Annotated in this window: 12 protein-coding genes and 1 pseudogene; 4 read left to right on the forward strand and 9 right to left on the reverse strand. The window is 63.2% G+C overall.

Annotation, left to right across the window (positions count from 1 at the left end):
* The first annotated feature begins 36 nt into the window (after positions 1-36).
* Together ACS92L_RS08470 and ACS92L_RS08475 are read left to right on the forward strand one after the other, a co-directional pair.
* Positions 37-1092: an aldose epimerase family protein gene (locus tag ACS92L_RS08470; protein ID WP_438764214.1), complete on the forward strand. Its 1056-nt coding sequence runs from the start codon at positions 37-39 to the stop codon at positions 1090-1092.
* A 55-nt stretch (positions 1093-1147) separates the two neighbouring features.
* Entirely contained in the window at positions 1148-2068 is a 921-nt protein-coding gene (locus ACS92L_RS08475; protein WP_438764215.1) for a Gfo/Idh/MocA family protein, read from the forward strand.
* Between the two features lie 125 nt (positions 2069-2193).
* Here the strand turns inward: ACS92L_RS08475 and ACS92L_RS08480 are convergent, their stop codons facing one another.
* Positions 2194-2724: a gluconokinase gene (locus ACS92L_RS08480; protein ID WP_438764216.1), complete on the reverse strand. Its 531-nt coding sequence runs from the start codon at positions 2722-2724 to the stop codon at positions 2194-2196.
* 365 nt (positions 2725-3089) lie between these two features.
* Positions 3090-3653, reverse strand: coding sequence for an O-acetyl-ADP-ribose deacetylase (locus ACS92L_RS08485; RefSeq protein ID WP_438764217.1), 564 nt, complete (start codon positions 3651-3653; stop codon positions 3090-3092).
* Positions 3654-3906: 253 nt separating this feature from the next.
* On the opposite strand from ACS92L_RS08485, the gene betT reads away from it, so the two are divergent.
* A complete protein-coding gene (betT, locus tag ACS92L_RS08490; RefSeq protein WP_438764218.1) occupies positions 3907-5973 on the forward strand; it encodes a choline BCCT transporter BetT in 2067 nt (688 codons plus the stop codon).
* A 100-nt stretch (positions 5974-6073) separates the two neighbouring features.
* On the opposite strand, the gene ACS92L_RS08495 is transcribed toward betT, so the two are convergent.
* From ACS92L_RS08495 to ptsP, 5 genes and pseudogenes are all read right to left on the reverse strand, one after another.
* Positions 6074-7537: a sodium-dependent transporter gene (locus tag ACS92L_RS08495; protein ID WP_438764219.1), complete on the reverse strand. Its 1464-nt coding sequence runs from the start codon at positions 7535-7537 to the stop codon at positions 6074-6076.
* 179 nt (positions 7538-7716) lie between these two features.
* Complete coding sequence (locus ACS92L_RS08500; protein WP_438768443.1) at positions 7717-9057, reverse strand: fructose-specific PTS transporter subunit EIIC; 1341 nt, start codon at positions 9055-9057, stop codon at positions 7717-7719.
* A 207-nt stretch (positions 9058-9264) separates the two neighbouring features.
* Positions 9265-9480, reverse strand: a pseudogene (locus ACS92L_RS08505) (PTS fructose transporter subunit IIB); the annotation flags it as partial.
* A 91-nt stretch (positions 9481-9571) separates the two neighbouring features.
* A complete protein-coding gene (gene pfkB, locus ACS92L_RS08510; RefSeq protein ID WP_438764220.1) occupies positions 9572-10507 on the reverse strand; it encodes a 1-phosphofructokinase in 936 nt (311 codons plus the stop codon).
* Positions 10504-13356 carry a phosphoenolpyruvate--protein phosphotransferase gene (gene ptsP, locus ACS92L_RS08515; protein WP_438764221.1) on the reverse strand — a complete coding sequence of 951 codons (2853 nt, stop codon included), beginning with the start codon at positions 13354-13356 and terminating at the stop codon, positions 10504-10506. Before ptsP ends, pfkB begins: the two co-directional genes overlap by 4 nt.
* 222 nt (positions 13357-13578) lie before the next feature.
* Here ptsP and cra point away from each other — a divergent pair, with 222 nt between their 5' ends.
* Positions 13579-14580 (forward strand): catabolite repressor/activator, encoded by a 1002-nt coding sequence (gene cra, locus ACS92L_RS08520; RefSeq protein WP_438764222.1) that lies wholly within the window; start codon positions 13579-13581, stop codon positions 14578-14580.
* Between the two features lie 39 nt (positions 14581-14619).
* On the opposite strand, the gene ACS92L_RS08525 is transcribed toward cra, so the two are convergent.
* Together ACS92L_RS08525 and ACS92L_RS08530 are read right to left on the reverse strand one after the other, a co-directional pair.
* Positions 14620-15231, reverse strand: coding sequence for a histidine phosphatase family protein (locus ACS92L_RS08525; protein ID WP_438764223.1), 612 nt, complete (start codon positions 15229-15231; stop codon positions 14620-14622).
* Positions 15232-15396: 165 nt separating this feature from the next.
* Entirely contained in the window at positions 15397-16701 is a 1305-nt protein-coding gene (locus ACS92L_RS08530; protein WP_438764224.1) for a purine-nucleoside phosphorylase, read from the reverse strand.
* Between the last annotated feature and the right edge of the window lie 138 nt (positions 16702-16839).

Raw genomic sequence — 16839 nt, forward strand, 5'->3', positions numbered from 1 at the left:
ACGACACGCCCTACTCAACCGATCATGGAGTGATTCATGCCCTTGCACTGCGAAAGCGACCAACCCGGTCAGCACGATGACGGCACTCCCTTTGAGCGCTTCAGACTGCGCAACAGTGCCGGCATGCAGGTGGACATCCTCGATTACGGCGCGACCCTGCAGGCTCTCAGGGTGCCCGATCGGGAGACCGGTGAGCCGGTCAATCTGGTGCTGGGCTTTAGTGATCCAGCGCAGTATCTCCAGTCTCACCCCTACTTCGGCGCGGTGGTCGGGCGCTATGCCAACCGCCTTGAAAAGGCACGCTTTGAACTTGACGGTCAGACGTTTCAGATTCCGCCCAACGAGGGGGATAACGCCCTGCACGGCGGGCCGAGAGGGCTGAGCTTTCAGCGCTTTGAAGGCGTGCTGTTTGAAGAGGCCGACCTGGTCGGCGTTACCCTGAGCCTTCGCTCGCCCGACGGCGACATGGGCTTTCCGGGAGATCTGGACGTAACGGTCCACTACAGTCTTGATGAGGCCAACCGGCTCACCATCGACTACGAGGCGCAGAGTTCGAAACCAACCGTTGTCAGCCTGACCAACCACGCCTATTTCAATCTGCGCGGCCGGGGCGACGTGCGCGATCACTGCCTCGAGTGCGCCGCCGGCCACTACCTGGTACTTGATGAGGCCTCGATTCCGACCGGCACGATTGCGCCGGTCGCGGAGACCCCCTATGACTTTCTAACGTCCGCCACGCCGCGCGAACGCGAGCAGGTGCCCAACGAGCAGCTCGCTCGGGCCGGCGGTCATGACGTGGCGCTGGTGCTGGATAAAACCCCGCAGGGAAAGCCCCATGCCACGCTTACCGAACCACACAGCGGCCGGCACCTGGATGTGTTTACCGATCAGCCCTCGCTGCAGCTCTATACCGGCATCGGTCTGGATGGCACCCTGAGTGACCATGAAGGCCATGCGATCAAGGCCTTCGGCGGCCTGGCGCTGGAGGCGCAGCAGTTTCCCGATGCCCCCAATCACGGCCATTTCCCCTCGACCCGGCTTGACCCGGGCGAGCGCTATCGCCAGCACACCTGCTATCAGTTGACGTTTTAACCCCGGGTCGGGCGGCCGTACAGACTGCCCGACCCTTCCGGAAAGAGATCGAGTCATGACCACCATTGCCATTGCCGGTTTCGGCAAGATCGCCAGGGACCAGCATCTGCCGGCCCTGCGCGACAACCACGAGTTTGATCTGATCGCCATTGCCAGTCGCAATGCCACGCTTGAAGGCGTCGACAACCATCAGGATCTCGATACGCTGCTGTCGGCCCATCCAGACGTTGAGGCCGTGGCGCTGTGTACGCCGCCGCAGGTTCGCTACGGCCAGGCCGTGGCCGCCATCGAGGCCGGCAAGCATGTCCTGCTGGAAAAGCCGCCGGGCGTGAGTCTCAGCGAGGTCGAGGACCTGGTGCGCCGCGCCGAACACAAGGGGGTCACGCTCTACGCCACCTGGCATGCCCGCGAGGCCGCCGGTGTTGAAAAAGCGCGCGAATGGCTGTCAACGCGCCGCGTCACCGGCGTGAACATCCAGTGGCGTGAGGATGTGCGCCAGTGGCACCCGGGCCAGCAGTGGGTATGGGAGCCGGGCGGCCTGGGCGTCTTTGATCCCGGCATCAACGCGCTGTCGATCGCCACGCATGTGCTGCCCGAAGCCTTTTTCCTGCGTGAGGCAACGCTTGAAGTGCCGGAGAACTGTCAGTCACCGATCGGGGCGACGCTTGAGTTCACCGATGTTCATGACACGCCCATCCACGCCGATTTCGACTGGCGCCAGACCGGTCCGCAGACCTGGCAGATCACGGTCGAGACCGATGATGGCACGCTGGTACTCGACGAGGGCGGCAGCCAGCTGACCATCAACGGCGAGCGCGTGGTGGACGGTGAGGATGTGGAATACGCAGGGCTTTATCGACGCTTTGCCGAGCTGATCCGCAGCGGTCGCAGCGATGTGGACGTAGCACCCTTTCGCCACGTGGCAGACGCCTTCCTGCTGGGGAGGCGCCAGAGCGTCGAGGCCTTTATCGAGTAGCGTCCCGCCATGACAAGGGCCCCGACATAACAAAGGCCCCGGGTGCACATCTGCACCCGGGGCCTCTTTGCATGCCTTGATCACAACGAATGCGGATCAAGCAGCTCGCCTGTCAACAAACGCAACTAGTCGAGCGCTTCGAGCTCGTTGACACACTGATCGATGACGTTATCAAACGACTTCGAGATATCGATGCTGATCGCCTCATCACTGCCGGGCGGCTGCAGGGTGTCAAACTGGGTCTGCAGCATCTCCGGCGAGAAGAAGTGCTGGCGCTCCTGCATGCGCTGCAAAATGGTGTCGTAGCTGCCGTCCAGAAAGAGAATGACCAGATCGGGGTCGCCCTGACGCAGGATGTCGCGATAGGACTTCTTGAGACCGGAGCAGCCGATCATGACGCTCTTGTTGTCCTTGCGGTGCTGCGCATACAGGTTCGCCAGCGCCTCCAGCCAGCCCTGACGGTCTTCATCCGTCAGCGAAACCCCCTTGGTCATCTTTTCGATGTTTTCCGGCGGATGATACTTGTCACCGTCGATATACTCACATCCTGTCCTGTCGGCCACTTCTTCGCCGATGGTCGACTTGCCGGATCCGGAGACCCCCATGATCAGAATGCGTCGTGATTGCCGATGACGCTGATCGAATTGTTTTACCATGCCGGGTCTCTCTCATTGCGGGGTAAGGGCGTCACTGCGCGCGTTATCGCAACATTCTTGCAAAGGCATCAGAGGGTTACAACCGAACCATTGTCCCGGGACGACTTTCGCATACAAGACCTTGGTCTAATATTTGCGGCAATAACGCTCTTCTCTCCTGCTCGTCAAACAACGCCCCACTGCTTGTTAGCGCGCGCTAACATGATGTTTTTAATCATGACGGGCCCACCATGTGGCCTGCCCGGTGTTGAAGGATTTGATGCCACCCCGCCAACAGGAATGCTTGTTCGATGCTGATGCAGCCATGACATCATCAGATATTTTTCAGCGCCTCGGCACGCCTGACCGCGCTGTTGTTTCGACCGTTACTGGCGATCATTTTGATAGCCCAGCCGGTCGGCCACGCCCTGAAAGGCTTTCAGATCCTTTTCTCCAAAAAAGCACAGCGTGACCGTCAGCTCACTGCGCGGCAGCACCTCGCTCATCACACCCAGTACCACCTCACAGGCCTGATCGAACGGATAGCCATAGACGCCGGTTGAAATCGCCGGAAAGGCAACGGTATGCAGCCCCTGCTCACGTGCCAGCGACAGCGACCCTTGATAGCAGTTTGCCAGCAGATGCGACTTGTCGATCGTTTTGGCATACACCGGCCCCACGGTGTGAATGACGTAGTGCGCCGCCAGGTTGAACCCCGGCGTCAGCGCCACCTCACCATCCGGCAGACCGTCCGGCCATTGATCCCGACGCAGGGCCTCGCAGGCCCTTTTGAGCTCGGGCCCGGCAGCGCGATGGATGGCGCCATCCACGCCGCCGCCGCCCATCAGCGAGTGATTCGCTGCATTAACGATGGCATCCACCTCAAGTGTGGTGATATCGCCCTGCATTGCCTGCAGCCTGCCGCCCATCCAGCTCATGGCCGTTGTCATGACATCTCCCGTGAAATCTTCCGTGAAACCCAACGTCATTATGGCTGATTGACGGTCGATACCGAACAACACCTGCCCCCCTGCCATGGTCCAAGGTCTGTTGAAGGTCGTGTTGAAAGGATGTACGTTGATTGAACGACCAATCAATAAAAATTCTGGATCAGCGCCCTCGTGGTCCCGGGAACGGGTGGGGCCACGAGGGCGACGTTCATGAATCACTCATCATCGTATCGGCCACGAGGAGACTCCTTCGATGAGCGTCAAACCCATTGATACGCCCGAGCAGCACCAGGATGGCCTCAACCCGATCGTCTTTTACGGCTCGGCGCTGTGTATTGTGGTGTTCTCCCTGTGGGGAATGTTGTTCACCGACACCGCCAATACCGTTATTTTTGCCGCCCTTGAATGGATCAGTAACACCTTTGGCTGGTACTACTTTCTGGCCGCGACCATCTATCTGGGCTTTGTGATCTTCGTCGCCGCCTCTCGATTCGGCAATATCCGGCTGGGGCCTGAACACTCGCGCCCCGAGTTCAGCCTGGGCTCCTGGGCGGCGATGCTCTTTGCCGCCGGTATCGGCATTGATCTGTTGTTTTTCTGCGTGGCCGAACCCGTCACCCAGTTTCTGGCCCCGCCGGTCGGCGAGGGCGGCACGCTGGAAGCCGCCCGTCAGGCCACGGTCTGGGGCATGTTTCACTACGGCATCACCGGCTGGGGCATGTACGCCCTGATGGGCATGGCCCTGGCCTATTTCAGCTATCGCTATAATCTGCCGCTGACCATTCGCAGCGCGCTCTACCCGCTGTTCGGACGGCGCATAGAGGGCCCCATCGGCCACACGGTCGATATCGCCGCGGTCATCGGTACGGTATTCGGCATTGCCACCAGCCTCGGGATCGGGGTGGTCCAGCTCAACTACGGGCTGACCTATCTGTTCGACCTGCCCCAGAACCTGTTCGTTCAGGGCGCTCTGATTGCGCTGTCGGTCATTCTGGCCACCGTATCGGTCGTCTCCGGGGTCGACCGCGGTATCCGTCGCATCTCCGAGTTCAACGTCCTTCTGGCCGTGGTGCTGCTGCTTTATGTATTGATCGCCGGCGACACCGTCTTTTTGCTCAACGCCCTGGTGCTCAACGTCGGCGACTACGTCAACCGCTTCATGGGCATGACGCTTGACACCTTTGCCTTTGATCGCCCCACCGACTGGCTTAACACCTGGACGCTTTTTTTCTGGGCCTGGTGGGTGGCCTGGGCGCCGTTTGTCGGCCTTTTTCTGGCGCGCATCTCGCGCGGGCGCACCATTCGCGAGTTCGTGATCGGCACCCTGACCATCCCCTTCATCTTTACCCTGATGTGGATCTCGATTTTCGGCAACAGTGCGATCGAGAGCATTCTGGGTGGCGCCACCGAGTTCGGTCGGATCGCCATGGAAAGTCCCGAACAATCCATTTATGGACTGCTCGAGCAGTACCCGGGCGTGCTCTGGACCGCCTCGCTGGCGACCCTGCTGGGCATGTTGTTCTACGTCACCTCGGCCGACTCCGGTGCGCTGGTACTGGGCAACTTCACCTCGCGTCTTTCCAGCGTGCACCATGACGCCCCCATCTGGCTGCGTATCTTCTGGTCGATCACGATCGGGCTGCTGACCCTGGCGCTTTTGATGGCCGGCGGCGTATCGGCACTGCAGGGCATGGTGGTCATCATGGGGCTGCCCTTTTCGTTTGTGATCTTTTTTGTCATGGCCGGGCTTTATCGCTCGTTCAAAAGTGAAGCCTTCAAGGAAGACAGCCATCGCGCCAGCCTGGCCGGGCGCCTGTCGAGCCGCACCCATACCAGCGAGCGCGGTACGCGACACTGGCGCCAGCGCCTCAAGCGCGCCATGTACTTTCCCGGTCGACGCCAGGCGCGCGCCTTCATCAACATGACCGCACGCCCGGCCATGGAGGAAGTGGCGCGTGAGCTGTCAGAGCAGGGCCTCAAAGCCGAAGTCATCAAGGCAGAAGGCGAAGAGCTGCATCTGGAGCTGAACGTGGCACTCGATCACGAGCAGAACTTTACCTACCAGATCTGGCCGCGCGCCTTTCCCATGCCATCCTTTGCCCGCCGGGCCAGCGAGACCCGGTCACGCTACTATCGCCTCGAGCCCTATCTGCTCGAAGGCAGCCAGGGCTACAACCTGATCGGCTTCAGCCGCGATCAGCTCATCAACGACATCCTGGATCAATACGAACGCCATCTGCAGTTTTTGCACATGAGCCGTGAAGACCCCGGCCACAGCGCCAATATCCCGGATGACCCGACCCTGCCGCCCGCCCCCTGAAAACATCACGCCAAGGCAAAAGGGCCGCCCTCAATGGGCGGCCCTTTTTATTCACATATTTACCGACATCACACGCCCATCGACATGAGCACAGGCTTTCTCAGTGCGCCGGCTGCCGACGCAGCCGCGGGCTCAGCCACTCGCCGACCACGACAAACAGCGCCAGCGCCAAAAGCCCCCAGGGCCACTGCGTGGCCACATCCAGCGTCATGATGCCGAGCGCATCGATAAAAATCACAACGATGGCCAGCGGGCAGACGTAGCGAACCATGAAAAGCCACAGGGCATGGCCGGCACCTGGAAGGCTCAGCTCGTCACGCAGCACATGATCCTTGAGCGCAAACCCGGCCAGCAGTGCCAGCCCGAGACCGCCCAGCGGCATCAAAAAGCGGGAAGTAAGATAGTCCAGCCAGTCAAAGAAGGTGCGACCGCCCAGCGTCCAGTCGGCGCCCAGATTGAACGACAGCATGGCCAGCGTACTGACCAGCCACAGGACCACCCCGGTGCCCCAGGCGGCCCGGTTACGGGCAAGGCCATGGCTCTCCACCAGCCAGGCGATCGTGGCCTCGATCATCGAGATCGCCGAGGTCAGCGCCGCCATGGTCAGCATCACGAAAAAGACGATCTCCAGCAGCATGCCCATCGGCATCTGCGCAAAGGCCAGCGGCAGGCTCATGAAGATCAGCCCCGGGCCGCCGGCCGGGTCCATGCCGTTGGCAAAGATGATCGGGAAGATGGCAAGCCCTGCCATCAGGGCCACCAGGGTGTCACAGACCGCCACGGTAAGGGTCGTGCGGGCAATGGATTTTCCCGCCGGCAGGTAGGCGCCGTACGCCATGATGGCACCTGCCGCCAGCGACAGGGTAAAGAAGGCGTGGCCCATCGCCGCCAGCAGCCCCTCGCCGGAGAGCTGGCCGAACTCAAAGCCAAACAGGAAATCGACCGCCTGACCAAAGCCGCCGGAGAACACGCCAAAGCCGATCAGAATGGCCAGCATGACCACCATGCCCGGCATCATCCAGCGCACGCTGCGCTCGATGCCTTCCTGCACGCCCTTGCCCACGATCAGCATGGTGATCAGGGTCACCAGCGTGCTCCAGAAGCCGAGATTGAGCGGGTTGGCATTGTTGTCTTCAAAGATCGCCGCCATGCCCTCGACGCTGTCGGCATTGAGCCCGCCGGTAACGGCCTTCCAGAGATAGGACAGCGACCAGCCGGCCACCACCACATAAAAGCTCAGGATCATGAAGCCGCAGATCATCGACATCCAGCCAAGCGCCGTCCAGCCTGATGCCCCGCCGGACTCGGCCACCACCCGCTTGACCGCCTCGACCGGGCTGCCGCGCCCGCGCCGTCCAAAGGCAATTTCGGCCATCATCAAGGGCACCCCGATGGCCGCGATGCACAGCAGATAGACCAGCACAAAGGCGCCGCCGCCGTACTCCCCGGTCATGTAGGGAAATTTCCAGATATTGCCAAGCCCTACGGCAGAGCCGGTTGCCGCCAGTACGAACCCCCAGCGCCCTGCCCAGAGCACACCGCCGGTGCCATTGTTTGTTGTCATGCGTGTTCCCTGTCTGTTGTCGGCCTTGCGCGGCCCTCTTGTCGATCAGGGGCGCATTGTAATGGCCTAGCCCCCCTTTTGGCCCGAAACACCCGTGATTTTCCATCGCCGGCCACAAAAAAGGGCCCCAATGGGGCCCTCGGATAACGCGCGCCTCATGTTTCGGCGCAGTCCATGGCTCAGGCAGAGGCCCCTTCCGGCACCTCGAGCTTTTGCTGCGCCGGTTTGAGCAGCGCATAGGCCACACCGATAATGAGCGAGCCCACGGCAATCGAGAGCAGATAGAGCAGCGCCTGATTGACGGCGCCCGGAATCAGCAGCACGAACAGCCCACCGTGCGGCGCCATCAGCTTGATCTGGAAGTACATCGACAGCGCGCCGGTAATGGCCCCGCCCACGATCGAGATCGGAATGACGCGCAGCGGGTCCTTGGCGGCAAAGGGGATCGCGCCTTCACTGATAAAGCAAAGCCCCAGCACAAACGCCGCCTTGCCGCCGTCACGCTCGGTCTCGGCAAACTTCGAGCGCGCCAGAAAGCTTGCGATCCCCATGCCGATCGCCGGCACCATACCCGCCGCCATGATCGCCGCCATCGGCGCGTAGGTCTGGGTCGACAAAAGCCCGACGCCAAAGGTGTAGGCCGCCTTGTTGATCGGCCCGCCCAGATCCACACACATCATCGCGCCCAGCAAAAGCCCGAGCAGCACGGCGTTGGTCGAGCCCATGTTATTGAGAAAATCGGTCAGCGCCGAGAGCATGCCGGCCACCGGCGTGCCGACCAGATAGATCATCACCAGTCCGGTCACCAGACTCGCCAGCAGCGGGATCACCAGAATCGGCTTGAGCGATTCGACACTGGCCGGCAGCTTCAGCTTCTGCGCGATCAGTTTCGCGGTATAGCCGGCCAGAAAACCGGCGATGATGCCGCCGATAAAGCCGGCCCCCAGGGTGCTTGCCAGCATGCCGCCGATCATGCCCGGCGCGATGCCGGGTCGGTCGGCAATCGAGTAGGCGATATAGCCCGCCAGCACCGGCACCATCAGGGCAAAGGCCGTACCACCGCCGATCTGCATCAGCGCCGCGGCAAGCGTGCCCTCCTCCTGGAAGGCCTCGATGCCGAAGACGAATGACAGTGCGATACACAAACCGCCGGCCACCACCATGGGCAGCATGAAGGACACGCCGGTCAGCAGGTGCTTGTAGACGCCGCGCTCTTTCATGCTCTTTTTGCGCTCGCCACCGGCCGGGGCACTGCCCGCACTTTCCACCGCGGCGCCCGCCAGCGCGTCATTGATGGTCTGCTGGGATTTTTTCAGCGCCGTACCGGTCGAGGTGCGATAGACCGGCTTGCCGGCAAAACGCTCGTCATCGACTTCGATATCACAGGCCAGCAGTACGATATCGGCCGCCGCGATCTCGTCATCGGTAAGCTGATTCTGCGCACCGACCGAGCCCTGGGTTTCAACCTTGATCTCGTGGCCCAGCTTGCGCCCGGCCTCGGCCAGCGCTTCAGCGGCCATGAAGGTATGCGCCACGCCCGTCGGACAGGCCGTTACCGCCACAATGCGCTTGACCCTGTCGCTTTCGACAGCCTTTGGAACGTCGACCGCCGCTGCCGGCGCGTCATCGCTGCCCTGCCAGGGCGTTGCCTGTTCGCAGGCGCGGGACAAAAACCCGTCCGGGTCCGGCAGTGCGGCTTCCAGGCGCTCGCGATAGAGCGGCTTGCCGGTAAAGCGTGACAGCGTTACCGGTCGGCTGGCGGCCACGACCACCAGATCGGCCGCTTTAATCTGCTCATCGCTGAGCGTGGCCGGGTCAAACTGGCCCTGCATTTCGACCGCCGTGTGCCAGCCCAGCCGATGCGCGGCCTGCTCGAGCCGGCGCGCCGCCAGATAGGTCGTCGCCGTGCCGCTGGGGCAGGCCGTGACGATAACAATATTCATGCAAACCACTCCTGTGCCAGTGCCAACCACTGGTCGCCATGCTGACCGCGCCTGTCATCAGCAGGCAGCTCAAAAGAAATCAAGGGCGTGATCATGTCAGCACCTCGATGGAGACCGCCTCGCACAAGGCGGCAAAGTCCTCAACATCCGAGCGCCCCACGCCAATCCGGCGCACGGCATCGGCCGAAAGCGCCGTGGCAAAGCGCAGCGTCTTTTCGTGCGACCAGTCTTCAAGCACGCCGTGCAGCGTACCGGCCAAAAGCGTGTCGCCGGCACACACGGTGCTGACGACCTCTACCCGCGGCGGACGAGCGCGTAACGCGCCGCCGTCAAACAGCCACACCACCCCCTCGGCGCCCAGCGACAGCAGGACGTTTTCAATGCCACCGCGCTGCAGTTCACGGGCGGCCGCCATAAGCGCCGCTTCGTCCGGCAGTGGCCGACCAACACACTCGGCCAGCTCATGCTCATTGGGTTTGATCAAAGCGGGACGCGCGCGCGCGCCCTGCATCAGCGCCTCGCCGCTGCTGTCCAGCCACACCGGTAACCCCTGCGTTCTGAGCCGCCCGATAAGGGCCGCCAGCCACTGGGGCGCCACACCCGGCGGCAGGCTACCGGAGATCACCACGGCATGAAGGTTGTCCGCCCCGGCCTCGATATCATCAAGCAGCTGTGTCATGGCCGCTTCATCCACCGGCGCACCGGCGCCGTTGATATCGGTCACCCGACCGTCGGCCTCGGAGAGTTTGACGTTGACGCGGGTGTCGCCGGCCACTCGAATGAAGCGATCCTCCACACCCCATTCATGAAAGGCCCGTTCGAACGGCGCCTGATTGCCTCGCCCCAGAAAGCCGCCGGCCACCACCTGATGATCATGGCGGGCCAGAACGTGGGCCACGTTGTTGCCCTTGCCGGCCGGTGTCAGCGAACTCTCCTGCGAACGGTTAACGCAGCCCGGTGACAGGGCCGTCAGACGAATGGAGAGATCCAGCGCCGGATTGAGCGTAAGCGTCAGTACCCGGCTCATGTCAGCGACTCCAGCATGGCGCGCACCTCGGCGGCCGTCGGGCAGGCCAGCGCGCGCAGCGCCAGCGCCCGGCTGTCTTCCAGACTCAGGCTGCGGATGCGCTGCTTGACCAGCGGAATCTGGCGGCTGGACACCGACAGCTCATCCACGCCCAGCCCCATCAGCACGCCGATCGCCTGCGGGTCGCTGCCCAGCTCGCCGCACACGCCCACCCAGCGACCTTTGGCGTGAGCCGCGTCAACGGTCATCTGGATCAGGCGCAGCACCGCCGGATGCAGGCCGTCGGCCTGCGCCGACAGGCGGGAGTGGCCACGGTCGATCGCCAAGGTGTACTGGGTCAGATCATTGGTGCCGATCGAGAAGAAATCGACATGCTCGGCCAGACTCGGCGCCAGCAGTGCACAGGAAGGTATCTCGATCATCACCCCCAGCTGCACATCGGGTGCCTGAACCTCGGCCTGCACACGATCAAAAATGGCCTTGCCAGCGTGAAACTCTTCCACATCCTTGACCATCGGGAACATGACGCGCAGCGGACGATTCTTAGCGGCGGTCAGAAGGGCGCGAATCTGGGTTTCGAGGACTTCCGGTCGCGTCAGCGCCAGGCGAATGCCGCGCAGCCCCAGAAAGGGGTTGTCTTCTGCCGGGACCGGCCAGTAGTCCAGCGGCTTGTCACCGCCGACATCCAGCGTGCGCGCGACCAGCGCCCGGTCCTTGCCCAAAGCGTCGAAGGCCTGGGCGTACTCGGCGATCTGGGTGTTCAGATCCGGCGCCTGCGGATGCGCCATAAAAACAAATTCGGTGCGCAAAAGCCCGACCGCCTCGGCGCCGCGCTCGACGGCGTCTGCCGCATGCGCGGTATTGCCGAGATTCGCGGCGACCTCGACGCGATGGCCGTCCAGCGTCACGGCCGGGTCAAAACGCACCTCAAAGGCGTCACGCTCAAGGATCTCGCGCTCGCGAATGGAGAGCTCGGTGCGGGCACGACGCGCCGGGTCGGGCGAAGGAATGACGCGGCCGCGCTCGCCGTCAAGAATCATGTCGATGCCGTTTTCCAGCGCCATGATGGTTTCCCCGGCCCCCACGACGGCAGGGATGCCCAGCGCGCGGGCCAGAATGGCGCTGTGGGAGGTGGCGCCGCCGCGGGCGGTCAGGATGCCGCGCACCCGCGAGGTATCAAGACGTGCCACATCGGAAGGCCCGACATCGTCGGTCACCAGAATATAGGGGTGGGTCGGCGGATCAGGCATTTTCACGCCGCAGAGATTGCCCAGCACGCGCCGGCCGACATCGCGCAGATCCGCGGCGCGCTCGGCCAGCAGGCGATCGGCCAGCGCTTCCTGGGCGCGGGCGGCCACATCGATGGCGCGCCACCAGCCGCCCTCGGCGCTTTTGCCTTCGTTGATCGCTTCATAGGCGGCCTCGCGAAGCTCGGGGTCGCCCAGCATCTCTTCATGCATGGAGAGAATTTCGGCGACTTCGCCGCCGGCGGCACGGATCATCTCCTCGAGCTGCTGCTCGGCCTCAACAATCGCCTCGCCCAGGCGCGTCTTTTGCAGCGCACGGCCAGAGGCGGTCTCCTCATAATGAAACTCCGGCGGGCGCATCACGAATACAGGGGCAATCGCCATGCCGGGCGAGGCCGGCACGGCGGTCAGCGGCGTATCCGCTGGCGGTGCTACCACCGGGTCACGCGGGGTCTGACGATTGCGCGACGGGCGCGCATCGCTGGTATCCCCCAGCGGTGTGACTTCCTCGCCCAGCCCGCCGCGCAGTGCTTCGGCCATGGTATCGACGGCTTCACGGGCGCCCTCGCCCTCGGCGGAAAAGATCAGCATCTGACCGCGGCGCGCGCCCAGTCCGATCACCTTGGTCAGACTGGCCGCCGAGACCGCCTCATTGCCGCCTTCGGCCAGCCGGACACGCACCGGCATCTTCTGGGCGCGAGCGATCTGCACCAGCTGTTTGGCCGGTCGGGCGTGTAGACCGTGGGCGTTGCGCACCCGGACACGAACGGTTTCGGCGCTGGCCGACTCGCCGGAAAGCCGCGCAAGCAGCGCATCGCGCCCCAGACGCGCCAGCTCCTCGCCCTTGCCCTCTTCCAGCACGGTGACCAGCCGGTCGAGCAGCACATCGTGAGCGTTGCCGCTTTCGGCCAGACAGAAGATACCGGCCACGCCGTCAATGTGGGCCTGCGGCAGGGCCAGGCCCAGCGCCGGCTGGGTCACACCCGTGGCGCTGCGCACCAGCCAGAGCTGCTGGCCCAACGAGATGGCCTGCTGGGCAACGATGTCGCCCACGAAACGACGATCCACACAGCCCAGTTGCTCAAGGCGAGCCGCGGCGGCCGTTGTCAGCTCCAGCGCCGAGCGCGCCGGTACCCCCTGGATGATGGTGTCGCCGTCCAGACGGGCCGTGACCGGCGCTTTTGACAAAAGACGCACCACTTCCTCGGCATCGCCGGCACGGGCCAGCCTGTCTGCCACACCCTCACGGTCGAGCACGTGGGTGAGCTGGCGCAGAATGTCGAGGTGCTCATCGCTTTGCGCGGCGATGGTGATGATCAGGTGGACCCGATTGCCGTCATGCCACTCGACACCGTCGGGGAACTGTAGAAGGCGCACGCCGGTGGCCAGCACATGCTCACGGCTTTTCTGGGTACCGTGGGGAATAACGATGCCGTTGCCCAGCCAGGTCGAGGCCTGCTCTTCGCGCTCGAACAGCGCATCGCGATAGCCTTCGCGGGCAAGCCCGCCTTCCATGAGCGCCCGGCCGGCCTGATTGAGCGCATCACGCCAGTCGCTGGCGTGCTGATCGAGCAAAACGGCATCACTTTTCAGCGTGAGCATGGCGTATTGATCCTTGTAAGTGGCAAATCTGCGCGGTCGGCGCCATCGGATGAGGCATCTCGAGCGCAGAACGGCATGAAACAGGTCATGACAGCATGGCTGAATCGTGTCACCTTTTCCTTGCCGTAATGCTGAAAGAGAACGAGCGGTGAATCAAGCACCAATGGTATGGACCTACGTCGTATCGACAGCCCCACGCCTTTCATATCGGGAAACAACACCATGACGCTTGCAGAGATTGCGCGCCTGGCCGGCGTATCACGGACCACGGCAAGCTATGTCATCAACGGCAAATCCCGCCAGCACCGCATCAGCGAGGCGACGGTCAAGCGCGTCATGGCGGTGATCGAGGAGCACGGCTATCGGGTGGATGCTCAGGCGGCTGCCCTGCGCCGCGGGGTCAGCCGGACGCTGGGCTTTGTACTGCCGGACCTTGAAAACACCAGCTATGCGCGGCTGGCCAAGCTTCTGGAACAGGGCGCGCGGCGGGCGGGCTATCAGCTGTTGATGGTCAGCTCCAACGATGACCCGGACACCGAGCGCGAACTGCTCAGCGCCCTGCAGGCCCGCCGCTGTGACGCCTTGATCGTGGCCTCGAGCCTGCCGCCGGGAGAGGCCTGCTATCAGCGCCTGATCAGCGCCGGGATGCCGGTGGTGGCCGTTGACCGGGCGCTTGATGACACACTGATGCCCTGCATCATCAGTGAAAACCGCCGAACTGCCATGACCCTGACCACCTCGGTGCTCTCACCCGAGGTGGAAGAAGTGCTCTGGCTCGATGCCCTGCCCGGGCTTGCCAACACCGTGGAGCGGCGTGACGGTTTCAATGCCGCGATAGCGACCCACGGCGGGCAGACAGCACGCGCGCACTGTCTCTCGGGCGAGCGCTATGACCGGGAGACCGGCATGGCGCTGATGCGCGAGCATCTCGAGCGTCACGACATGCCCCGGGCACTGGTCACGGCGTCTTATACCCTGCTGGAGGGCGCGCTGGATGTTTTGCTGACAAGATATTCGATGGCGGCGCTACAGGCGCGCGGTCTGCAGATGGCCACCTTTGGCAACGACCGGCTGCTGGATTTTCTGCCACTGCGGGTCAATTCAATGCAGCAGGATCACGAGCGCATCGCAGCACTGGCCCTGGCCAGCGTGCTGGAGGCCCTCGAGGGCCGGCTTGTGCCCGGCATCATCAATGTCGAACGCACCCTGATTCGCCGCAGCTGACACGCCCGGACAGACCGGGCGCGTGGAATGATAACGGGATCAGGCGATGGCCTGACCCTGGTACTCATAGACGCCATACTGCCAGTGCGCCCGGCCCGGCCTTTTGGGCCCCTGCCAGCCCCGTGCGAGCAGCTCGCGCGCCAGCAGATGATTGATCATGCCATGCCCGACAAACAGCACCGAGCAGTGCTCGCGGGCCAGCTCGACCAGTTTGCTGGCCGCAGCGTCGGCGCGGCTGAAAACCGCCCGTCGTCCCTCGGCGTTGCCGTGATAGCCCATCAGCCACAGCGCACGAAAGGCGACCAGCCAGAAGGTGGTCGGCAGTGACGGCGTCGGCCAGCGTCCGCTGCCGTGAGGCAGATCAATCTCGCGCATCAGGGGATCGCTGTAGACAATGTTGCCCGCCTCCAGGCGCAGCGCCGATTCAAGCGACCTTGGCAGGTCGCTGCAGGCCACGGCGGCGCACTCCCGGGCCACGGACAACGCGCGATCACAGCGCGTGACTTCATCAAGGCCCGCCAGCTGATAGCGGGCCACCCAGTCTCTGAAATCAGCAGCGGCCATCTTTTCGTCAAAACGCACCCGCGGCGCCCCATGCCGCATCAGGATGATCTTCATGCCCTGCTGCTCCACACCAAACTTGATTGACATTAATTCTAGTCGGCTGAGTATAGACGCGGCCACTCACATTCAGGCTCGCGCAAAATCGCTCTTTTTCATGACCGGCGCAGGTCGGGTGCCGGCATCAGGGGCCGATAACAGCGCAACGCCCGGCGCTTGCCGGGCGTTGCTGTCATCCACAGGCTTTAAAGGGGTTCAGTCTGACGAGCGATCTTCATCGCTGTCATCGGCCGTGGCCGCCTCTTCAGTGGCGTCACCGCTCTCGCTCTCGGCGTCACTCAACGTTTCACCGCCGGATTGCTGCTGATCCCCGGCATCATCCGGTGCCTTTTCCGGTACGCCTTCCTGCCACTGATCCCAGTCGGTCACGATGGCGGCAATCAGCGGATAGCCGGCACGCACCATGTTGGTCAGCGCCGGCGTATAGCCCCCCTGTTTGGCATAGCCGGTCAGGCCATCGGCCTCGGAGAGCCCTTCGTAGGGGCGATTGAAGCTGGCCCCGGCGCGTACCACGGCGGTGCGCTCGCGCTGCAGTCGCCCGGCTTCATCGGCGCGCTTGAGCGCGGTCAAAATGGCGTTGTCTTCCTGCTGGCCGGTGCAGATGCGGGCCTCATCGCCGGCCACCTGCTCGCCCAGCTGCGCGGCGCGGTCGGCAAGGCGGTTGCCATACCACCAGGTATCGCTTGAGACGCTGTCACACTGCACAACGGCAGGCGCTTCATTGGCCGGGGCGTTATCGTAGTGCGCGCGATAGGCCGCCGCGCTGTCGCTGTCGGCAAGTGCCACGTTCTGTGACAGCTCAACGGCGCGATCCACCAGTGCATCGTCCAGATGATAGAACTCGGTGCCGTATTCCTGATGCGGGTTCTGGGTGGGGGTGTGGGTATTGATGCTCAGATAGCCCGTGGTCCAGTCCTCGGGAATGTCGCGGGCATCAAGCTCCCACTGAATGCCGAAATCCACCAGATAGCGCGGCCAGGTGGGGGAGCCCAGCGTGCCCTGCTGCGGGTCGATACTGCCAACGCCTGAAATCAGAAACCAGCTCTCGGTCAGGTCAAATTTCGGCGAAAAGGCCAGCGTGGAAATGGAAGTGGCGGCATTGGCATAGCCCTTGCCGGTGGTCATCAAACAGACATTGTCATCGTTACAGCTGACGCTGCCAAACGAGCCGTGCAGCCCGGGCACGCTGATGTCCTGTGTCGGGGCCAGCTTCTCGGCCCAGGCTCGGCGCTCGGGACCGAACGTGGTGATGACCATGGCCCTGACGTGGCGCGGCCCCTTATCGGCAACCGGGGCCTCATCGGCGCTGTCGCCCGCATCCCGGTTGGATGCGCTGTCGGCGCTGTCATTGCCGGATGACGCGTTATCTCCAGCCTGTGCTTCGGCCTTTTGCGTCGCACTGGCAGCCGTTGTGTTCTGATCGTTTTGTTCATCGGCCAGCGCCGACAGAGACAGCGGCAGGGTCAACACGGTGGCTGCCAGCAAACGGGGATAACTCATGACATAACCTGCTGTTTCATCGAGATAGCCGTGATCATCTCATATCCGCGCGCCCGGCAATATGCTGTCCGCACAGATACGGCGTCGAACCGGGCAGCGGTCGGATGACGACATTTACGCCTAATTTAATTAAAATTA

Source organism: Kushneria halocnemicola, assembly GCF_965650455.1.
Lineage (GTDB): Bacteria > Pseudomonadota > Gammaproteobacteria > Pseudomonadales > Halomonadaceae > Kushneria.